This is a genomic window from Streptomyces sp. SS1-1, from assembly GCF_008973465.1.
Classification (GTDB): Bacteria; Actinomycetota; Actinomycetes; order Streptomycetales; family Streptomycetaceae; genus Streptomyces.
Genome location: NZ_WBXN01000004.1, coordinates 1880164 through 1899581 on the forward strand (window position 1 = coordinate 1880164; position 19418 = coordinate 1899581).

Genomic DNA, 19418 nt, shown 5'->3' on the forward strand with positions numbered 1-19418 from the left:
CGGCTAGTGGCCGCCCTGCTCGTCTCGGCGGCGCTGCCAGCGCTGCTCGATCCTGTCCATCACGGAGCGCCTCTGCCGGGCCGACCGGCCTGGGTGCGGGCCGCCCGCGGGCTGCTCGCCCGGCTTGGGGGCCTTGCGCCAGCCGGTCACGGCGAGGACCGCACAGCCAAGCATCACCAGGAAGCCCACGACACTGAGCCACACCTGCTTGGCGACCATTCCAGCCATGAGGAGCGCGATACCTACGAGGAAGCCCGCGACCGCCTGGTAGACCCGTCGCCGGGTGTACGTGCGCAGCCCGCTTCCCTCAAGCGCTGTCGCGAACTTCGGATCTTCGGCGTACAGCGCTCGCTCCATCTGCTCGAGCATGCGCTGCTCGTGCTCCGAGAGCGGCACGGAGTCCTCCTCATCGTGCAGTCGCCGGGGCGACCCGGGGGGTCCCTTCAGGATAGGCAGGGAATCGCCCCCGTGAAACCCGCCCCTCTACGCCAATTGGCCAACCGGGCCCCGGCATGGCGCCCCGGCTCGCTGAGATCTACTTTCCCCAGCGGCCGACCCGTCATGCCGGAACGGTCTCCCTCGATCATACGGCGCCGGGCGCCCGGACGGGGGGCCTGTGGCGTACTCCATGTGCGGCCAAGTCCCTGATCAAGGCATGCCCGGCGGGGTGAACGCGGTGGCCGCTCAGGCCCCGGCCGTCTCCGGCGTCTCGCCGAGCACATGGAGCTGGGTGGCCACCGAGTGGAACGCGGGCAGCTCGGCCGCCGCCTCCTCCAGCTTCAGCAGCGCCTCCAGCGCACCGGGCTCGGTGTCCACCAGGACGCCCGGCACGAGGTCGGCGAAGACCCGCACCCCGTGCACGGCGCCGACCCGCAGGCCCGCGCCCTCGACGAGTCCGGTGAGCTGCCCGGCGGTGAAGCGCCGGGGCACCGGGTCGCCCTGGCCCCAGCGGCCGTCGGGGTCCTCCAGGGCCCGCTTGGCCTCCGTGAAGTGGCCGGCGAGGGCCCGGGAGAGCACCGCTCCGCCGAGCCCCGCGGCGAGCAGGCTGAGCACGCCCTCGGCGCGCAGCGCGGCCACCGCGTTGCGCAGGCCCTCGGCGGGGTCGTCGACGTACTCCAGCACTCCGTGGCACAGCACGACGTCGTACGCGCCGCGCTCGGCGACGTCGAACAGGCCATGGGCGTCGCCCTGGACGCCCTGCACCCGGTCGGCGACGTCGGCCTCGGCGGCCCGCCGCTCCAGGGCGAAGAGCGCGTTGGGGCTGGGGTCGACGACGGTGACGCGGTGGCCCAGGCGGGCCAGGGGCACGGCGAAGTTGCCGCTGCCGCCCCCGGTGTCCAGGACGTCCAGCGCGGGGCGGCCGGTGGCCTTGACCCGGCGGTCCAGGGCCTCCTGGAGGACCTCCCAGACCACGGCGGTGCGCAGGCCGGCGCGGGGCCGGGAGGGGCCGGAGCGCGGTGTCCCCTGGGGGTGCTGGGCGGAGACGGGCGGGCGCATCGGGTCCGACACGGCGATTGACTCCTCGGCGCGGGACCGCCGTCTGCACGGCGGAGCGAACGGTCTGCCTCACCGGGCCGGATGACGGGCGCGGGAAGGCTGCAGGCTTCTCCCACCCTATTGCCTCCGGGGTGCCGGACGGCCATCGCGGTGCCGGGCACCCCGGGCGTCCCGCCCACCGGACTCCCCGCCGCGTCCCCCACCGCACTCCCCCGCCGACCAGGGCCGCCGCATGTCCCGGGCGGTCCGCGCCGGCGCGGGTCCGGGGGTCTCACCCCGCGTCCGGCATCTCCGTGGAGCGTGGGGGGCCGGCCGGGTCGGCGTCGGTGTCCTGGCGGGGCTGGGGCAGGACCGGCTGGAGCACCAGCATCCGCTCGACGAGGCGCAGGAACACCGCCACGTCGCGGATGAGGTCGTCGGCGTCCCGGTGGCCGGCGGCGCCCCTGATGCCGGCCTCGGCGCGGGCGCGGCGCTCGGCGCCCGAGGCGAACAGCGCGCTCCACTCGGTGAGTTCGGGCGCTATCTCGGGGAGCACTTCCCAGGCGCTCCGGATCCTGGCCCGGCGCCTGGGCGTGGGCTCCGGGCGGCCGCGCGCGGCGAGCACGGCGGCGGCGACGCGCAGGGCGGCCAGGTGGGCCGTGGCGTAGCGCTCGTTGGGGGTCTCGAGGACGGTGGCCTCGTCCAGCCCGGCGCGGGCCTGGGCGAGCAGGTCGAGGGCGGCGGGCGGGGCCGTGGCCTTGCGGAGCACGGGGTGGACGTCGCCGGCGGGGCCGGTCAGCGAGGGGGCAGGGCCGATGGCGCGGCGCCGGCGGGCGGCGGCTGCGTGCGAGCTGGCCATGACGAACCTCCTGTCGTCTGTGTGACGGCATGCCCCGATACGGGTTGCCGTATGTGCCCATCGTGGGGTACGGCACTGACAATCCGTTCCGACCTGGGGTTTTGCCTCGCTCGCAAGTTCGGGCTACCTTTTGCACTGACCAGTCAGTTCAAAAGGGATGAGGGGGCGGGGATGGGGGGAACCGTGACAGCCGACGGCGTCACGGCCCGGAATCTCGGGCTTCGGGGACCGCGCGGATGGGCGTTCCGCGCGGTCTCCTTCGAGGCCGGGCCCGGTTCGCTGATCACGATCGAGGGGCCGTCCGGCAGCGGCCGTACCTGTCTTCTGCTGGCCCTGACGGGCCGTATGAAACCCACCGAGGGCACCGCGTCGGTGGACGGGACGGAACTGCCCCGCCGGATGGCGGCGGTGCGGCGCGTCAGCGCCCTCGCCCATGTGCCCGGGGTGACCGACCTCGACCCGGCCCTGACCGTCGGCGAGCACCTGCGCGAGCGCGCGCTGCTCCAGTCACGGTTCGGCGACTCGCTGCGCGCGCTGCTGCGCCCGCGCCAGGAGGGGCGCGCGGCGCGACGGAAGCGGATCGAGGACGCCCTGACGGCGGCGGGCCTGGACCTGGAGTCCCTGCCCAAGGGCCCGCGCACCGCCGTACGCGACCTGGAGCGCTCCGAGGCGCTGCGGCTGTCCCTGGCCCTCGCGCTCATCGCACGCCCGCGCGTGCTGGGCGTCGACGACACCGACATGAAGCTCTCGGACGCCGAACGGGCCGAGGTGTGGGCGCTGCTGAAGTCGATCGCCGAGGCCGGGACCACGGTCCTCGCGGTGTGCAGCGAGGCCCCCGACGGCACCGTGCGGGTGTCCACCGTGCCCGCGGACGAGGCCGCCGGCACCGAGACCGGGACCGACGAGGACGACGAGGACGACGGGAAGGAGGCCGCCGATGCGCTCGCCGAGGCTGGCCGCGCTTGAGCTGCGGCGGTTCGGCCGGGGAAAGCTCCCCCGTGCCGCGCTGGTCGCCCTGCTGGTGCTGCCCCTGCTGTACGGCGCGCTGTACCTGTGGTCCTTCTGGGACCCGTACGGCCGTCTCGACCGCATCCCCGTCGCCCTGGTGAACGAGGACAAGGGGGCGTCCGTGAGCGGGAAGAAGCTCACGGCCGGCGACGACATCACCGAAGGGCTGCACGAGAGCGACGTCTTCGACTGGCGCGAGGTGAGTGCCGCCGAGGCCGAGAAGGGCGTCGAGGACGGCACGTACTACCTGTCGCTGACCATGCCGTCCGACTTCAGCGAGCGGATCGCCTCCAGCGCCGGGAAGAGCCCGGAGACGGGCGCCCTCCAGGTGCGGACGAACGACGCCAACAACTACATCGTCGGGCAGATCTCGCGGACGGTGTTCAGCGAGGTGCGCGACGCCGCGTCCACCAAGGCGTCCCGGTCGTTCCTGGACCGGATCTTCGTGTCGTTCTCCGACATCCACGGCGAGACCGTGAAGGCCGCGAACGGCGCCGACAAGCTGGAAGGCGGCATCGGCGAGGCCGAGAAGGGCTCCAAGGACCTCGCCAAGGGCCTCAAGGACGCCAAGGACGGCAGCGGCAAGCTGTCGTCGGGCCTGAAGAAGCTCGACAAGGGCGCGCGGGACCTGGAGAACGGCTCGCGGCGGGTCGCCGCCGGCACGCAGACGCTGGCGGACAAGGTCAACGCCGTCGACAAGAAAGTCGGCCCGTTCCTCGCGGACAACGAGAAGACCATCGGCGACACCGCCCGGCTGGTCTCCGACACCTCGGGCGCCCTCCGCAACAACCTCGACGACCTGGTCGAGCGCGCCCCCGCCGCCGCCAAGGGCGCCCACGCCGCCTCCGGTGTGCTCGACACCGTCTACCGGGCGCGCTGCGAGGACCCCGTCCTGCCGGACCCGGTCTGCGCCGATCTGAAGAAGGCCAGGCAGTCCGCGACGGACGTGGCGACCATCGCGGACGATCTGAACACCCTGATCGCCGACCAGCACGGCGACCTGAAGAAGCTCGACAAGAACCTCGCCACGCTCCAGAAGCAGGCCGACGCCCTCGCCGAGCGCGCGCCCCACCTCTCGGAGGACCTCGACGACGCCGTCAGCCGCATCAACAAGCTGAACGACGGGGCCGCGAAGGTCGCCGCCGGCGCCAAGAAGCTGCACACCGGGCTCGGCACGGCGAAGTCCGGCGCCGTGGACCTGGACACCGGCGTGGGCCGGCTGAAGTCGGGCGCGTACGACCTGAGCGGCGGCATGTACAAGCTGGTCGACGGCTCCGGCAAGCTGTCGAACGGGCTGCACGAGGGCGCCGGGAAGATCCCCGACTACGACAAGAAGGACCGCGACCAGCGCACCGAGGTGATGGCCGACCCGGTCCAGCTCGTCTCCCGGGACCTGCACAAGGCCCCCAACTACGGCACCGGCTTCGCCCCGTACTTCATCCCGCTGTCCCTGTGGGTGGGCGCGATGGTGGCGTACATGCTAATCGCGCCGATGAACCGGCGCGCGCTCGCCGCCGGCGCCTCGGCGTGGCGGATCGCGCTGGCGGGCTGGCTGCCGGTGGTCGCCCTCGGAGTGCTGCAGACGGTGGCGCTGATGTCGGTGCTGCACTGGGCGATCGGGCTCCAGATGGCGCGGGCGGCCGGGACGGTGGGCTTCCTGTTCCTGGTGACGGCGTGCTTCGCGGCGATCGTGCAGTGGCTGAACGCCCGCTTCGGCGCGGCGGGCCGGATCCTCGTCCTGGCGCTGCTGATGCTCCAGCTGACGTCCGCGGGCGGCACCTACCCGGTGCAGACCAGCCCGGGCTTCTTCAACGCCCTGCACCCGTTCCTGCCGATGACGTACGTCGTCGAGGCGCTGCGCCGGCTCATCACGGGCGGCGGGCTGCAGCCGGTGTGGACCGGATGCCTGGTCCTGGCCGCGTTCACGGCCGGCGCCCTGGCGCTGACCGCGCTGGCGGCCCGCCGCCGGCAGGTGTGGACGCTCGACCGGCTGCACCCGGAGCTGAGCCTGTGAGCGGGCGCGGGACAATCGGGGCCATGGAAAGCAGCAGCGCCGCGTCGGGCGGCAGCACGCGCCGTGAGGCCACCCGGCAGAAGCTCTACGAGGCGGCCGTCACGCTCATCGCCGAGCAGGGCTTCTCCGCCACCACGGTGGACGAGATCGCCGAGCGCGCCGGGGTGGCGAAGGGCACCGTCTACTACAACTTCGCCAGCAAGTCGGTCCTCTTCGAGGAGTTGCTGCGGCACGGGGTCGGGCTTCTCACAGCCTCCCTGCGGGACGCGGCCGAGACGACCGCCCGCGAGGGCGGGACCAAGGTGGACGCGCTGGACGCGATGATCCGCGCGGGCCTGGTCTTCATCGACCGCTACCCGTCGTTCACCCAGCTCTACGTCGCCGAGCTGTGGCGGACCAACCGCGCGTGGCAGTCCACGCTGATGGTGGTCCGGCAGCAGGCCGTGGCGGTCGTCGAGGGCGTGCTGCGCGAGGGCGTGGAGGGCGGTGAGTTCAGCGACGAGATCGACGTCCCGCTGACCGCCGCCGCCCTGGTCGGCATGGTGCTGGTGGCCGCGCTGGACTGGAAGTCCTTCCAGCCGGAGCGCTCCCTGGAGGATGTCCACGCGGCGCTGTCCCGGCTGCTGCAGGGCCGGGTGAGCGGGCGCGGCTGAGGGGCCCGCCCCCGGCACGCGTGGAGAGAGCGCACACGACAGCGCACACACGAAAGCGCCGGTCCCGTGACGGCCGCGTCCCCCGCGGGCCGTCACCGGACCGGCGCCTCCTCGTGCGCCCCCGTACCCCCCCCCGTTCCCCCCTGGACCCCCGTTCGGTCCGTCCCCCGGGTCCCCCGGTCTCGCTCCCGCCGACGCCGGGCCGGCGGAAGGAGCGGATCCGGGGCAGCTCCGTTCCGGCGCCCCGTGTCGCCGGTGCCGGAGCCGGTCCCCTTCTCCGTGCCTCCACTCTCCCGTCCGGGCAGGTCGCGGCCCATCCGCGCGCGTACTCATCTCGCCGCCTAGGTACGGGTACTCAGAGCTGTGCGTCCGGCCCCATGACCTGCCGTCGCCTACTGGCTACGATCCCCTGCGTGTCCGTACTCCCCCTGGTGTTCACAAGCGGCTGGGCCAGCGGCGTCAACGCGTACGCGGTGGTGCTGCTCCTCGGCATATTCGGCGCGACCGGACTGAGCGACGACGTCCCCGAGGCCCTTCAGCGGCCGGACGTGCTGATCGCGGCCGGTGTGCTCTTCCTGTGCGAGGCGATCGCCGACAAGATCCCGTACGTGGACTCGGCCTGGGACACGGCGCACACCGTGATCCGCCCGGTGTCCGGCGCGGTCGTCGCCGCGCTGCTCGCCGGCCAGAGCGGATCGGTGCCGGAGCTGGCGGCGGGCGCGCTCGGCGGTTCCACGGCCCTGGTCAGCCATCTGGTCAAGGCCGGGACGCGGATGGCGGTCAACAGTTCCCCGGAACCGTTCAGCAACATCGTGGTGAGCCTCGCCGAGGACCTCGGGGTGGCCGCGCTCATCACCTTCGCGATCTTCCACCCCGTCGCCGCCGCCGTGATCGCGGGCGCGCTGCTGCTGGCCGGGGTGCTGCTGCTGTACTTCCTGGTCTCGCGCATCCGCCGCTTCCTGCGGCGCCGGGCCGAGCGGCGCGCCGAGAAGCGGCTCGCCCGCCCCGCCGTGACCCAGCGCCCCGGCTGAGCTGCGACGGAGCCCGGCGGTCCGGTTGTCGGCGGCGGCCGATAAGGTCCCCTCCATGGCACGGATTGCGGTGATCGGCGCCGGGATGGGCGCCCTGGCGGCGGCGGCCCGGCTGGCCGTCGCGGGCCACCGGGTGACGGTGTACGAGCGGACGGAGACGTACGGCGGAGCGGTGCGCCGCTTCGAGCGCGACGGCTTCGCCTTCGACACGGGCCCCGGCCTGCTCCCGCTGCCCGCCGTGTACCGCGACCTGTTCGTCAAGACCGGCAAGGAGCCCCTGGAGGAGTGCGTCGACCTCGTCCAGGTCGACCCCTCCGCGCGGCACCTCTTCGCGGACGGCTCCGCCGCCGCGCTGCCGAACGCCTCACGCGCGGGCGTCGTCTCGGCCCTGGACGAGGCTCTGGGCGCCGGGGCCGGGCGCCGCTGGGGCGACTTCCTGGTCCGGGCCCGCGAGACCTGGGACCGCACGCGCAGACCGCTGCTGGAGGAGCCCCTGTGGCCCAACTGGCAGGTCCTGGCCGGGCGTGAGCCCTACCCGTCGGTGCCCCACAAGCGGCTGCTGCGCACCCGCCGCGCGGGCACCCTCGCCGAGGTCGGCGCCTGGGAGCTGCGCGACCCCCGGCTGACCGCCCTCCTGGAGAGCCACGCGCTCGCGTACGGCCTCGATCCCCGCGAGGTCCCGGCGAACGCGGCGGTGCTGCCGTACATGGAGCACGCCTTCGGGACCTGGTATGTGCGCGGTGGCATGCGGGAGTTGGCGCGAGCCGTCCACGAGCGGTGCGTGGCCCGCCGGGTCGCGTTCCACTTCGGCGCGGAGGTCGCGGCGATCCTGGAGCGGGACGGCCGGGTGTCGGGGCTGGAGCTGGCCGACGGGACGGCGGTGGAGGCCGACGTCGTGGTGAGCGGCGTCGCGCCCGGTGTGCTGGACCGGCTCGCGCGGGGCACGGCGGTGCGCGGCGAGGGCGAGGTCCCGCCGAGGCGCGGGGCCCCGAGCCGGCTGACGGTGCTGCTGGCCCTGCGGGGCGGCCGCCCGGACGGCACGGCGCATCGCACGGTGGTGCACGCCGAGGACCGGGAGGCGGAGCTGGAGGCCCTGTTCGGGCCCGCCGCGGGCATGGCGCCGCGCCCCACGGTCACGGTGCTGCGGCCCGGCGACCCGGCCCTGGTGCCGGACGCCGGTCATGAGGCGGTCACGCTCGTGGCGACGGTACCGGCCGGCGGCGCCTCCGCCGAGGAGACGGCCCGGCGCGCGGACGATCTGGTGACGGTCGCCGGGCGGGCGGTCCCCGATCTGCGGGAGCGTCTGCTGTGGCGCGAGGTCCTGACCCCGGCCGACGTCGAGGAGGCGACGGGCGCGGAGGGCGGCGCCGTCCCGGCCCCGGCGCTGGCCACGGCGGACGGACGGATGCTGCACGCGGCCAACAGCACAGATCTGACAGGGCTGTTCACGGTCGGCGGCTGGTCGCACCCCGGCGGCGGGCTGCCGCACGCGGGCATGTCCGGCGCGCTGGTGGCCGGGCTGATCGTGGAGGGTCCGGGGTTCCAGGGCTCGCGATGAGCCCCGGCGGGCGGACCCGTCAGAAACGGTACTGCTCGTCGTAACCGGGGCCCTGCTGCTGCCCGTTGCCCTGGTAGGGGTACTGCTGCTGCTCGGGCGGGAGCTCGGCGCCGTACTCGTCGGTGCGCTGCTGCGGGACCCAGACTCCGCCGGGCGGGGTGCCCTCGGGGTAGGTGCCGGTGGCGTACGGGTCCTGCCCGTAGTTCTGCTGGCCGTACTGCTGCTGCCCGTAGGCGTCGTAGGAGGCGCCGCCGTAGGTCTGCGTGCCGATGTACGGGTCGGAGTAGGCGGCGTACTGCTGCTGGCCGTTCGCGTCGTAGCCGTACTGCTGCTGGTCGTACCCGGTGTAGCCGTCGTACCCGTAGCTCTGGTCGGCGGTGGCGTACTGCTCCTGGGACTGGCCGGCGTCGGCGTAGCCCTGCTGCTGGGCTGCGGCGTAGGCGGCGTCGCTGTACACGCCGTAGGAGCCGGTGTCCTCGGGAAGGGGCTGCGGCTCGTAGACGGCGGTCGACTCGGCGGCCGCTTCCCGGCCGCCGCGCGCGGGCGTGAACACGTCGTCGCGGTCGTAGTCGTCGGTGCCGTAACCGGCGTGGTCGCGGCCGTAGTCGGGGCCGTCGTCCGCGTAGCCGTCGCCGGCCTCCAGGTCGGAGACCTCCAGGGTCGGTTCCTGCCGGTCGTCGTGCTCGTCGTGGCGGCGCTTGGAGCCCAGGGGGCCGAGGGCCGGCGCGGAGACCGCCCAGCCGGCGGAGAAGCCGCGGCGGAACGACAGCGTGACGTAGGTCTGCCCGATGGCGAAGGTGGCGGCGCCCACGCCGATGATGACCACGGATCGCGTGAGCACGCCGAGGACGACGGCGAGGAAGCCGACGAAGGCGACCAGCCGCCAGCGCAGCCGCGCCTTGTACTGCAGCAGCACCTCGCCGAGCAGCCACAGCGCGACGACGCCGAACGCGATGTAGAGGACCGTCAAGCCCATGTACGCCCCTCTCCCAGTGGCCGCCTACGCAGTGTGACGTATATCAGGACGACCGGTCTAGGCCTGCGGTGGGTGGTGCAGGCCCAGGTTCTCGTGGATTTCCAGTGTCGCCGTGGAGTTGTTGAGCGTGATGAAGTGCAGTCCGGGCACTCCCTCGGCCAGAAGCCGTGCGCAGAACTCGGTGGCGAACTCGATACCGATGGAGCGTACCGCCGCGGGATCGTCCTTCGCTGTGAGGATCCGCTCTCTCAGGGCGTCCGGGAACGACGCGTTGGTGAGCGAGGGGATCCGTTCGAGCGTCCGGACGGATCCGATGGGCATGATCTCCGGGATGATCGGGGTGTCGCAGCCGGCGGCGGCGACCCGGTCGCGCAGCCGCAGGTAGTCCTCCGGGTCGAAGAACATCTGCGTGATCGCGTAGTCCGCGCCGGCCCGGCACTTGTCCACGAAGTGCCGGACGTCGGTCTCCGGGTCGGCGGAGCGCGGGTGCATCGCCGGGAAGGCGGCGACGCCGACGCAGAAGTCCCCGGACGCCTTGATCAGTTCGACGAGTTCGGCGGCGTAGGTGAGGCCGCGGGGGTGCGCCACCCAGTCGCCCAGCGGGTCGCCGGGCGGGTCGCCGCGCAGGGCCAGCATGTTGCGGATCCCGGCGTCGGCGTACTGCCCGATGATGTTCCGCAGGTCGGCCACCGAGTGGTCGACGGCGGTGAGGTGGGCGATCGGCGTGAGCGTGGTGTCGGAGGCGATGGCCTCGGTCGCCTTGACGGTGCCGGCGCGCGTGGAGCCCCCGGCGCCGTACGTCACGGAGACGAAGTCGGGCCGGACGGCCTCGACCCTGCGCAGCGCGTTCCACAGGTTCCGCTCGCCCTTGGGGGTCTTGGGGGCGTAGAACTCGAAGGAATACGTCGTCTTGCCGGTCGCGAGCATCTCGCGCACGGTACGAGCGTGGTCCGACCTGATGGATGCGGTGCCGAGGGCCATACCCGCAGGTTAACCAGGGGTACCCGGTCCCCCAACCGGACGCCGGACATTTGCCCGATTTGTCGGGCCCGTGTCCACCCCTTGGACAGATCGCGGCCGAAAAGCACCCCGAACCCCCTCCAAGATCCCCACCCGCCCACCATCCGAGACAACCCGGCGCCGAAAATGAGACGCCGGTTCAGGCGCCGGTGCAGACGCCGGTTCAGTCCTGCCGCAGCCGCTTCGCGAACTCGGCGGCGGCGGCACCGGGGTCGTCCGCCTCCGTGAGGGCCCGGACGACGACGACCCGGCGGGCCCCGGCCTCCAGCACCTGGTCGAGATTGCCGAGGTCGATGCCGCCGATGGCGAACCAGGGGCGCTCGGTGCCGAGGGCGGCGGTGTGGCGGACCAGGCCGAGACCGGGGGCGGGCCGGCCGGGCTTGGTCGGGGTGGGCCAGCAGGGGCCGGTGCAGAAGTAGTCGACGCCCTCCTGGACGGCGGCCGCGTCGGCCTCCTCCTCGCTGTGCGTGGAGCGGCCGATCAGGACGTCGGGGCCGAGGATCGCCCGGGCCGCGGGGACGGGCAGGTCGCCCTGCCCGAGGTGCAGGACGCCGGCGCCGGCGGCATGGGCCACGTCGGCCCGGTCGTTGACGGCGAGGAGTTTGCCGTGCCGGGCGCACGCCTCGGCGAGGACCCGCAGATGCTCCAGCTCCTCGGCGGCCTCCATGCCCTTGTCGCGCAGCTGCACGATGTCGACGCCACCGGCGAGCACGGCGTCCAGGAACTCCGCGAGGTCGCCCTGGCGCCTGCGGGCGTCGGTGCACAGATAGAGCCGGGCGTCGGCGAGTCGCGCGCGGGCGGTGTCGGACATGCGGGGCCCCCTGGGGTCGGTGGTGCCGGGGTCCGGACGGGTGCCGGACGCCTGGCACGGTACCCGGGGCCCTCCGCCGGGGTCCTGCGCAGGGCACGGGTGCACCGCGGGGGTCCTGTGGAGGGCACGGGTGCGCCGCGGGGCGCGCGATGCGGATGCCGCGCCCCGGGCGTACGCCCGCCGGCCGGTGTTCCGGGCCGCGTGTCGTCCGCGGCGCGGGTCCGGCCGGACGGGCCGGGTGCGGTCGGGTCAGACGGCGAGCGCCTGGGCGCGGCGCTTCACCTCCGTGCCGCGGTTCTCGCTGAGGGCCTGCGCGGGCGTGCCGGGCAGGGAGGGGTCGGGAGTGAAGAGCCACTCCAGCATCTCTTCGTCGGTGAAGCCGTCGTCCCGCAGGAGCGTCAGGGTCCCGGTCAGGCCCTTGACGACCTTGTCCCCGTCGATGAAGGCGGCGGGGACGTGCAGCGCGCGGTTCTCACCCCGGCGTACGGCGATGAGCTGGCCCTCCTTGACCAGCTGCCGGACACGGGTCACCTCGACGCCGAGCATCTCGGCGATGTCGGGAAGGGTGAGCCAGGCGGGGACGAGAGCATCGATCTTTGCGTCAATCTCGGTCACGGGAACAAGCCTGCCATCTGGCACCGACAGTCGGAAGTCAGGCCGGTCCGGCCGGGCGCCGCCGCGCCCCGGAGCGTCACGCCGTCGCCGCCTTCAGGGGCCGCGCGGGGTCGGCCAGCAGCGAGGCGTCCATCGGTGTGCCCGCCTCGATCAGCCGCCGTCCCTGGGCGAGGTCCCGGGGCCGGCCCACCGCCAGGAGGGCGGCCAGCCGCCCTTCCCGCAGCCAGCACACCGACCAGGCGGGGCCCGCCGGGTCGCCGCGCCACAGCAGGGTGTCGGCGCCCGGGTGGTGTCCGGCGTACTGCACGAACCGGCCGAACTGCTCGGACCAGAAGTAGGGCACGGGGTCGTAGCGCGCGGTGGTCTCGCCGAGGATGCCGGCGGCGACCGTGCGCGGCCCCTGGAGGGCGTTGTCCCAGTGGTGGACCAGCAGCCGCTCGCCGTAGCGCCCGGAGGGGAAGGAGGCGCAGTCGCCGACCGCGTACACGTCCGGCGCCGAGGTGCGCAGCCGGTCGTCGGCCAGCACCTCGCCGTGCGCGCCGAGCGCGATGTCCGAGCCGGTGAGCCAGGCGGTGGCGGGCCGGGCCCCGATGCCGACGACGACGGCGCCGGCGGGCACGCGCGTGCCGTCGTCCAGGACGACCGCTCCGGCCTCGACGCGCTCCACGCGCGTGCCGGTGCGCAGGACGGCACCGCTGTCCGCGTACCAGGCGGCCATCGGCGCGGCGACCTCGGCGGGCAGGGCGCCCGCGAGCGGCCGTTCGGCGGCCTCCACGACGGTGACCGCGCAGCCGGCCTCGCGGGCGGCGGTGGTGAACTCGGCGCCGATCCAGCCGGCGCCGACGACCACGACGTCGTGCTGCCGGGCGAGCACCGGGCGCAGCCGTTCGGCGTCGTCCAGGGTGCGCAGCAGGTGCACGCCGGGGACGCCCTCGGTGCCGGGCAGCCGCAGGGGTTCGGCACCGGTGGCGAGGACCAGCACGTCGTACGGGACGGGCCCGGTCTCGGTGTCCAGGACGCGGTCGGCGGTGCGGACGCCCAGCACCTCGCAGCCGAGGCGGAGTTCGACGCCGAGCGCCTCGAAGTCGACGTCGAACGCGGAGCCCTCGGCCGTGCCGAGCAGCACGGCCTTGGACAGGGGCGGGCGGTCGTAGGGCTGGTGGGCCTCGGCGCCGATCAGGGTGATCGTCCCGGCGAAGCCCTTCTCCCGCAGGGCGACCGCCGTCTGCACACCGGCCATGCCGGCGCCGGCGACGACCACGGACCGCGGTGACTGGGTGGTTGGCTCGCTCACCCGATCACCATAGACACTCGTCGTCAGCTCGGGTTCCGGCCCCGCCCGCGGCGCGCGACGGCGAGCGTGCCCGCACCCGCGACCACCACCGCGGCGGCCACGCCCGTGAGGGGCAGCGTCGAGGAGCCGGTGTCCGCCAGTTCGCCGCCCCCCGTGGTTCCGGCGCCACCGGTCGACGTCGACCCGCCGGCCGTGCCACCCGCCGAGCCGCCTGTCGAGCCACCCGTCGAGCCGGTCGTCCCTCCGCCCGTCACGTCCAGCGTGATGTCGGCCTTGTCGTTGGACCTGTCGGGGTCGAACGAGCGGTGTTCGGGGCTCAGCGCGATCGAGCCCTTGGCGCCGGCGATCCGCTTGTCGATCCTCAGCTTGAACGTGTAGGCCAGGTGGGCGTCCTCCTCCATGTTCAGACCGAAGTGCGAGGGGCAGTGATACGTCCCGCCCTTGTCGTGGCAGTAGTAGTCGCGCTTGACGACCGAGGTTCCGGCGGGAAGCCTGATCAGGATCTGGACGCCCGACACCCCGTCCTCCTCCAGGAGCCAGGCGGGCCCGGCGTTGGCGAACGCCACCTTCATCGTCACCGTGTCGCCGACCTTCCCGCTCAACGCGGTACCCGTCACCTGCTGGTCGGCCGTGTTGACGGTGGTGACCGGCACGCGGACGTACTGCGCGGAACCCGCGCCCCCGGCCGGCCCCTCGACCAGTCCCACGGCCGGCGCGGTCCCCTGCTCCGACGGCTCCCCGTTCTCGTCGTCCGACGGGGCGGACCCGTACCCGATCCGCAGCCGCAGCCTGTCGTTGTAGGCGCGGTCCAGTGCCTTGACCCGGAGAGGCTTCTCGGGCGTGAGGACGGCGCCCGGCTCCACCGGCTGGTCGTACGCGCACGTCGCGGTCCAGTACTCGGGCATCTCGTCGTAGGACCTGACGTGCTGCACACGGCAGTTGGAGGGGACGTCCACGAAATCGAGCCCCCGGGTGACGGAGTAGGAGACCCACGCCTTCTCGGCGGTCACGGTGCCCTTGTTCGCCACGGTGACCGGCAGGTCGAACGTGTCCCCCGGCCGCAGCCCATGGACCGGCTCGACGCCTCCGAGGACCAGGTCGGGTTCGGCTTCCTCGCCGAAGGCGGCGGGAGCCGCGGCCAGCACGATCAGGCCGGCGGCGCCGAGGGCGCCGGCGACGGCACGGGAGGCGCGGCGGTGGTACGGGAGTGTCGGCATGGAGACATCCTCTGCTGGGACGCGGGAGGCGGACGGCGCCTTCCGGGGGAACGGCCCTTCTCCGGTTGGACCCTCGCGGATCTCCGACGGTTGTACGCCCGGCGCCTTCTCCGCCGTACCGCCGTCAGGACGCGGGCACCTGCTCGACGACACTGGTGCCGCTGCCCGCCTGCGACTCCCACTCCCAGGTCTCCGTCAGGCGCACGCGCCCGTCGGGGAGTTCGCCCACCGTGGACACGCAGTGGCCCGAGGAGGTCGTGCCGTCCCGCTTGAGCTGCACGTACCGGAAGTCCAGCCGGTCGCCGTCCCGGGTGCCGACAAGGTGCCCGCGCACGACGTCGCCGCCGGTGTACTCGGCCCAGACCACGCCGTCCCGCTCGTGGTAGGTGAACCGGGTGCGCGTCCCCACCTGCCCCGGCGCCTGGTCGGCGACGGGGGCGAGGACGAGACCGTCGAGCGAGCGGGCCATGCGGGGAGGCTCCCTTACCGATACCTGGGGCTGCGGGCTAGGGTGGCCACCGTAGAGCACTCGCGGGAGCCCGGACGCACCGGGCTGAGAGGGAGGCTGGCGGCCTCCGACCGTACGAACCTGATCCGGGTCATGCCGGCGAAGGGAGGGGCTGGACGCCCATGTCCTCACGTACGTCAGACGTCCTCGTCGTCGGGGGCGGGATCATCGGCCTGGTCACGGCGTGGCGGGCCGCGCAACGCGGGTTCGCCACGTCCGTGGTGGACCCGGAGCCGGGCGGCGGGGCCGCCCAGGTGGCGGCCGGGATGCTGGCCGCCGTCACCGAACTCCACTACGGCGAGCAGACGCTGCTGGGGCTCACCCTCGAATCGGCCCGCCGCTACCCGGACTTCGCGGCCGAGCTGACCGACCTCACCGGGCACGCCCTCGGCTATCGCCGCTGCGGCACGCTCGCCGTCGCCCTGGACGCGGACGACCGCGCCCACCTGCGGGAGCTGCACGCCCTGCAGACCCGTTCGGGGCTGGACTCCGCGTGGCTGACCGGCCGGGAATGCCGGCGTCTGGAGCCGATGCTCGCGCCCGGTGTGCGCGGCGGGCTGCGGGTGGACGGCGACCACCAGATCGACCCCCGGCGGCTGGCCGGGGCGCTGCTGGAGGCGTGCGAGCGCGCCGGTGTGACCTTCCACCGGGCCTGGGCCGAGCGCCTGGACCTCACGGCGGACCGGGCGGCGGGGGTCACCACCACGGACGGCACGGCGCTGCGCGCGGACCGGGTGGTCCTCGCGGCGGGCAGCCTGAGCGGCCGGCTCGCGGGCGTCCCGGACGACGTACGGCCGCCCGTGCGGCCCGTGAAGGGGCAGGTGCTGCGGCTGACCGTGCCGAGGGGCCTCGCGCCGTTCCTGAGCCGTACCGTGCGCGCGATGGTCCGGGGCAGCCAGGTGTACCTGGTGCCGCGCGAGAGCGGGGAGCTGGTCGTCGGGGCGACGAGCGAGGAGCTGGGCTGGGACACGACGGTGACCGCGGGCGGCGTGTACGAGCTGCTGCGCGACGCCCACGAGCTGGTGCCCGGCATCACCGAGCTGCCGCTGACCGAGACCCGGGCGGGCCTGCGCCCGGCCTCCCCCGACAACGCGCCGCTGCTCGGCCCGACCGCCCTCGACGGGCTGCTGCTGGCCACCGGTCACCACCGCAACGGCGTGCTGCTGGCGCCGGTCACCGGCGACGTCCTCGCGCATGTCCTGGCCACCGGTGAACTGCCGGACGCGGCCCGCGACTTCACTCCGCTGCGGTTCGCCGCCGTCCCCCAGGAGCAGCCGGCATGAACATCTCGCTCAACGGGGAGCGGCGCCGTGTCGACCCCGGCACCGCGCTCGACGCCGCCGTCCGGCTGCTCACGGCGGCCCCCTCCGGGGTGGCCGCCGCCCTCAACGAGACCGTCGTCCCGCGCGCGCAGTGGCCGTCGACGCCGCTGCGCGAGGGCGACCGCGTCGAGGTCCTGACCGCCGTCCAAGGAGGCTGACCCATGGCCGACGACCCTCTCCTCCTCGGGGACCTGTCCCTCGGCTCCCGGCTGATCATGGGCACGGGCGGGGCGCCCAGCCTGGACGTCCTGGAGCGGGCGCTGGTGGCGTCCGGGACGGAGCTGACGACCGTCGCGATGCGGCGGGTGGACCCGTCGGTGCACGGCTCGGTCCTCTCCGTCCTCGACCGGCTCGGCATCCGGGTGCTGCCGAACACCGCGGGGTGCTTCACGGCGGGCGAGGCGGTGCTGACGGCCCGCCTCGCGCGCGAGGCGCTCGGCACGGACCTGGTCAAGCTGGAGGTCATCGCCGACGAGCGGACCCTGCTGCCGGACCCGGTCGAACTGCTGGACGCGGCGGAGACGCTGGTGGACGACGGGTTCACGGTGCTGCCGTACACCAACGACGATCCGGTACTGGCGCGGAAGCTGGAGGACGCCGGGTGCGCGGCGATCATGCCGCTGGGCTCCCCCATCGGCTCCGGGCTCGGCATCCGCAACCCGCACAACTTCCAGCTGATCGTGGAGCACGCGCGCGTGCCGGTGATCCTGGACGCGGGGGCCGGGACGGCCTCGGACGCGGCCTTCGCGATGGAGCTGGGCTGTGCGGGCGTGATGCTCGCCTCGGCGGTGACGCGGGCCCAGGAGCCGGTGCTGATGGCCGACGCGATGCGGCACGCGGTCGAGGCGGGCCGGCTGGCGCGCCGGGCGGGCCGGATCCCCCGGAGGCACTTCGCCGAGGCGTCCTCCCCGGTGGACGGCCTGGCCCGGCTGGATCCGGAACGGCCGGCTTTCTGAACGTACGTTCGATGAAGGCATCCGGAGGCTGAGTCGTCCGTCACAGGACGGTCGCAGTCCCGCCCCGATCCCGGCCGGACCGGACGGGGTGTCGGTGACGGCTCGTACACTCACCTGCGTGGATACGACCCTTCAGGACCCTCTGGTCGGGCAGGTGCTCGACGGCCGCTATCGCGTGGACGCGCGGATCGCGGTCGGCGGGATGGCCACGGTCTACCGGGCCCTGGACACCCGCCTCGACCGCGTGCTCGCGCTCAAGGTGATGCATCCGGCGCTGGCGGCGGACGGGGCGTTCGTCGAGCGGTTCATCCGGGAGGCGAAGTCCGTCGCCCGGCTGGCCCATCCGAACGTGGTCCAGGTCTTCGACCAGGGCACCGACGGGTCGTACGTCTATCTCGCGATGGAGTACATCGCGGGCTGCACCCTGCGGGACGTCCTGCGCGAGCGCGGGGCGCTCCAGCCGCGGGCCGCGCTCGACATCCTGGAGCCGGTGCTCGCCGCGCTCGGCGCCGCCCACCGCGCGGGCTTCGTGCACCGGGACATGAAGCCGGAGAACGTCCTGATAGGGGACGACGGCCGGGTCAAGGTCGCCGACTTCGGCCTGGTGCGCTCGGTGGACACCGTGACCAGCACCACCGGGGCCGTCCTCGGCACCGTCTCGTACCTCGCGCCCGAGCAGATGGAGCAGCCGGGCGCGGCCGACGCCCGTGTCGACGTGTACGCGTGCGGTGTCGTCCTGTACGAGATGCTGACCGGCGAGAAGCCGCATGACGGGGACTCCCCCGCCGTGGTGCTCTACAAGCATCTGCACGACGACGTCCCGCCGCCCTCCGCGGTGGTGCCGGGCCTGGCCTACGAGCTCGACGAGCTGGTCGCCTCCGCCACCGCCCGCACCCCGGAGGTCCGTCCGTACGACGCCGTGGCCCTGCTCGCGCAGGCCCGTGTGGCGCGCGCGGCGCTCACCGACGAGCAACTGGACGCGATGCCCCCGCAGGCCCTGTCCGACGGGCATGACAACGCCGACGACCGCACGAGCGTGATCCCGCGCGGGCTGACCGTGGCCCGGCCGCTGCCGGTCGACGGGGACGAGCCCGTGCACCGCACCAGCCGGCTGGAGATGCCGCCGCCCCCGCCCACCGGGCCGCCCCGCGCGCGGGGCCCGCGCCGGCCGCGCAGCCCGCTGGTCGTGGTGGCCGCCGTGCTGCTGGCCCTGGGCCTGGGCGGGGGCATCTGGTACATCAACTCCGGCCAGTTCACCGAGGTGCCGCCGCTGCTGTCGAAGACCGAGGCGCAGGCCCGGGACCGGCTGGAGCAGGACGGGCTCGACGTCGGCAAGGTGCGGCGCGCGTACAGCGACACCTTCGACCGCGGCACGGTCGTCAGCACGGACCCGAAGCCGGGCGCCCGCATCCGGCAGAACGACGCCGTGGACCTGGTCGTCTCCCTCGGCCCGAAGACGGTGAAGGTGCCCGACCTGCGGGACCGCCCGCTCGCCGAGGCGCGGGCCGCGCTGAAGGAGCGCGGCCTGGAGCCGGGCATGGTGACGCGCGAGTTCGACGACGAGGTCGCGCGCGGCTCCGTGATCTCCTCGTCCCCCGGCGACGGCTCCACCGTCCGCTCGGGTGCCGCGGTCGCGCTCACCGTCAGCAAGGGCAGCCCGGTCGACATCCCGGACGTCACCGGCGAGAGTGTGGAGGACGCGCGGGCCGAGCTCCAGGAGGCCGGTCTGAAGGTCAAGATCGCACCCGCCCGGGTCAACTCCGAGTTCGACGCGGGCCGCGTCGCCCGGCAGTCGCCCGGCGAGGGCGCGCAGGCGGCCGAGGGCGACACCGTGACGCTGACCCTCTCCAAGGGCCCCGAGATGATCGAGGTCCCGGACGTGGTCGGTGACAGCGTCGACGACGCCAAGGACCAGCTGCAGGCCGCCGGCTTCGAGGTCGACGAAAACCGCGGGCTGCTCGGCCTGTTCGGGGACACGGTCAAGAAGCAGTCCGTGAAGGGCGGCGACAAGGCGCCGAAGGGGTCGACGATCACCATCACGATCAGGTGAGGCCGCTGATCGGGCGGCGGGACGGCCGGGTGACCGGGCCGTTCCCGCCG

Annotated in this window: 19 protein-coding genes and 1 riboswitch; of the genes, 9 read left to right on the plus strand and 10 right to left on the minus strand. The window is 74.0% G+C overall.

The genetic code is table 11. The annotated features are described in order from the left end of the window. Nucleotides 1–3 precede the first annotated feature (3 nt). The 3 genes from F8R89_RS09745 to F8R89_RS09755 form a co-directional block, all read right to left on the minus strand. Nucleotides 4–396 (minus strand): DUF3040 domain-containing protein, encoded by a 393-nt coding sequence (locus F8R89_RS09745; protein ID WP_151783598.1) that lies wholly within the window; start codon nt 394–396, stop codon nt 4–6. A 288-nt stretch (nt 397–684) separates the two neighbouring features. Continuing rightward, the gene (locus F8R89_RS09750; protein ID WP_151783599.1) at nt 685–1509 is read right to left on the minus strand and encodes a class I SAM-dependent methyltransferase; all 825 of its coding nucleotides are present in this window, start codon (nt 1507–1509) and stop codon (nt 685–687) included. A gap of 259 nt (nt 1510–1768) precedes the next feature. Beyond that, a complete protein-coding gene (locus F8R89_RS09755) occupies nt 1769–2335 on the minus strand; it encodes an SAV_6107 family HEPN domain-containing protein (protein ID WP_151783600.1) in 567 nt (188 codons plus the stop codon). A 171-nt stretch (nt 2336–2506) separates the two neighbouring features. Here F8R89_RS09755 and F8R89_RS09760 point away from each other — a divergent pair, with 171 nt between their 5' ends. From F8R89_RS09760 to F8R89_RS09780, 5 genes are all read left to right on the plus strand, one after another. Beyond that, nucleotides 2507–3301, plus strand: coding sequence for an ATP-binding cassette domain-containing protein (locus F8R89_RS09760; RefSeq protein WP_151783601.1), 795 nt, complete (start codon nt 2507–2509; stop codon nt 3299–3301). After that, complete coding sequence (locus tag F8R89_RS09765) at nt 3273–5357, plus strand: YhgE/Pip family protein (protein ID WP_151783602.1); 2085 nt, start codon at nt 3273–3275, stop codon at nt 5355–5357. Before F8R89_RS09760 ends, F8R89_RS09765 begins: the two co-directional genes overlap by 29 nt. Before the next feature lie 23 nt (nt 5358–5380). Beyond that, a complete protein-coding gene (locus tag F8R89_RS09770; protein WP_151783603.1) occupies nt 5381–6010 on the plus strand; it encodes a TetR/AcrR family transcriptional regulator in 630 nt (209 codons plus the stop codon). Between the two features lie 413 nt (nt 6011–6423). After that, the gene (locus F8R89_RS09775; protein WP_151783604.1) at nt 6424–7041 is read left to right on the plus strand and encodes a DUF4126 domain-containing protein; all 618 of its coding nucleotides are present in this window, start codon (nt 6424–6426) and stop codon (nt 7039–7041) included. Between the two features lie 55 nt (nt 7042–7096). Beyond that, the gene (locus F8R89_RS09780) at nt 7097–8599 is read left to right on the plus strand and encodes a phytoene desaturase family protein (protein ID WP_151783605.1); all 1503 of its coding nucleotides are present in this window, start codon (nt 7097–7099) and stop codon (nt 8597–8599) included. Nucleotides 8600–8618: 19 nt separating this feature from the next. Here F8R89_RS09780 and F8R89_RS09785 read toward each other — a convergent pair whose 3' ends face one another. The 7 genes from F8R89_RS09785 to F8R89_RS09815 form a co-directional block, all read right to left on the minus strand. Beyond that, nucleotides 8619–9575: a hypothetical protein gene (locus F8R89_RS09785; RefSeq protein WP_151783606.1), complete on the minus strand. Its 957-nt coding sequence runs from the start codon at nt 9573–9575 to the stop codon at nt 8619–8621. Between the two features lie 57 nt (nt 9576–9632). Continuing rightward, nucleotides 9633–10556, minus strand: coding sequence for a methylenetetrahydrofolate reductase [NAD(P)H] (gene metF / locus F8R89_RS09790; RefSeq protein ID WP_151783607.1), 924 nt, complete (start codon nt 10554–10556; stop codon nt 9633–9635). Nucleotides 10557–10758: 202 nt separating this feature from the next. Continuing rightward, entirely contained in the window at nt 10759–11406 is a 648-nt protein-coding gene (gene thiE / locus F8R89_RS09795) for a thiamine phosphate synthase (RefSeq protein WP_151783608.1), read from the minus strand. A gap of 249 nt (nt 11407–11655) precedes the next feature. Then, entirely contained in the window at nt 11656–12021 is a 366-nt protein-coding gene (locus tag F8R89_RS09800; protein ID WP_073936587.1) for an Rv2175c family DNA-binding protein, read from the minus strand. A 76-nt stretch (nt 12022–12097) separates the two neighbouring features. After that, the gene (locus F8R89_RS09805; protein ID WP_151788050.1) at nt 12098–13282 is read right to left on the minus strand and encodes an NAD(P)/FAD-dependent oxidoreductase; all 1185 of its coding nucleotides are present in this window, start codon (nt 13280–13282) and stop codon (nt 12098–12100) included. A 56-nt stretch (nt 13283–13338) separates the two neighbouring features. Then, entirely contained in the window at nt 13339–14532 is a 1194-nt protein-coding gene (locus F8R89_RS09810) for a hypothetical protein (protein ID WP_151783609.1), read from the minus strand. Between the two features lie 124 nt (nt 14533–14656). After that, nucleotides 14657–15001 (minus strand): hypothetical protein, encoded by a 345-nt coding sequence (locus F8R89_RS09815; protein ID WP_151783610.1) that lies wholly within the window; start codon nt 14999–15001, stop codon nt 14657–14659. A 52-nt stretch (nt 15002–15053) separates the two neighbouring features. Beyond that, nucleotides 15054–15165: riboswitch (TPP riboswitch) on the plus strand. On the opposite strand from F8R89_RS09815, the gene thiO reads away from it, so the two are divergent. The 4 genes from thiO (at nt 15163) to pknB (ending at nt 19368) form a co-directional block, all read left to right on the plus strand. Further along, a complete protein-coding gene (gene thiO / locus F8R89_RS09820) occupies nt 15163–16323 on the plus strand; it encodes a glycine oxidase ThiO (protein WP_151783611.1) in 1161 nt (386 codons plus the stop codon). Its footprint overlaps the riboswitch before it by 3 nt. Beyond that, nucleotides 16320–16520, plus strand: coding sequence for a sulfur carrier protein ThiS (thiS, locus tag F8R89_RS09825; protein ID WP_151783612.1), 201 nt, complete (start codon nt 16320–16322; stop codon nt 16518–16520). The genes thiO and thiS overlap by 4 nt, the downstream gene beginning before the upstream one ends. 3 nt (nt 16521–16523) lie before the next feature. Further along, entirely contained in the window at nt 16524–17318 is a 795-nt protein-coding gene (locus F8R89_RS09830; RefSeq protein ID WP_151783613.1) for a thiazole synthase, read from the plus strand. 118 nt (nt 17319–17436) lie between these two features. After that, nucleotides 17437–19368 carry a Stk1 family PASTA domain-containing Ser/Thr kinase gene (gene pknB, locus F8R89_RS09835; protein WP_192806082.1) on the plus strand — a complete coding sequence of 644 codons (1932 nt, stop codon included), beginning with the start codon at nt 17437–17439 and terminating at the stop codon, nt 19366–19368. The last annotated feature ends 50 nt before the right edge of the window (nt 19369–19418 follow it).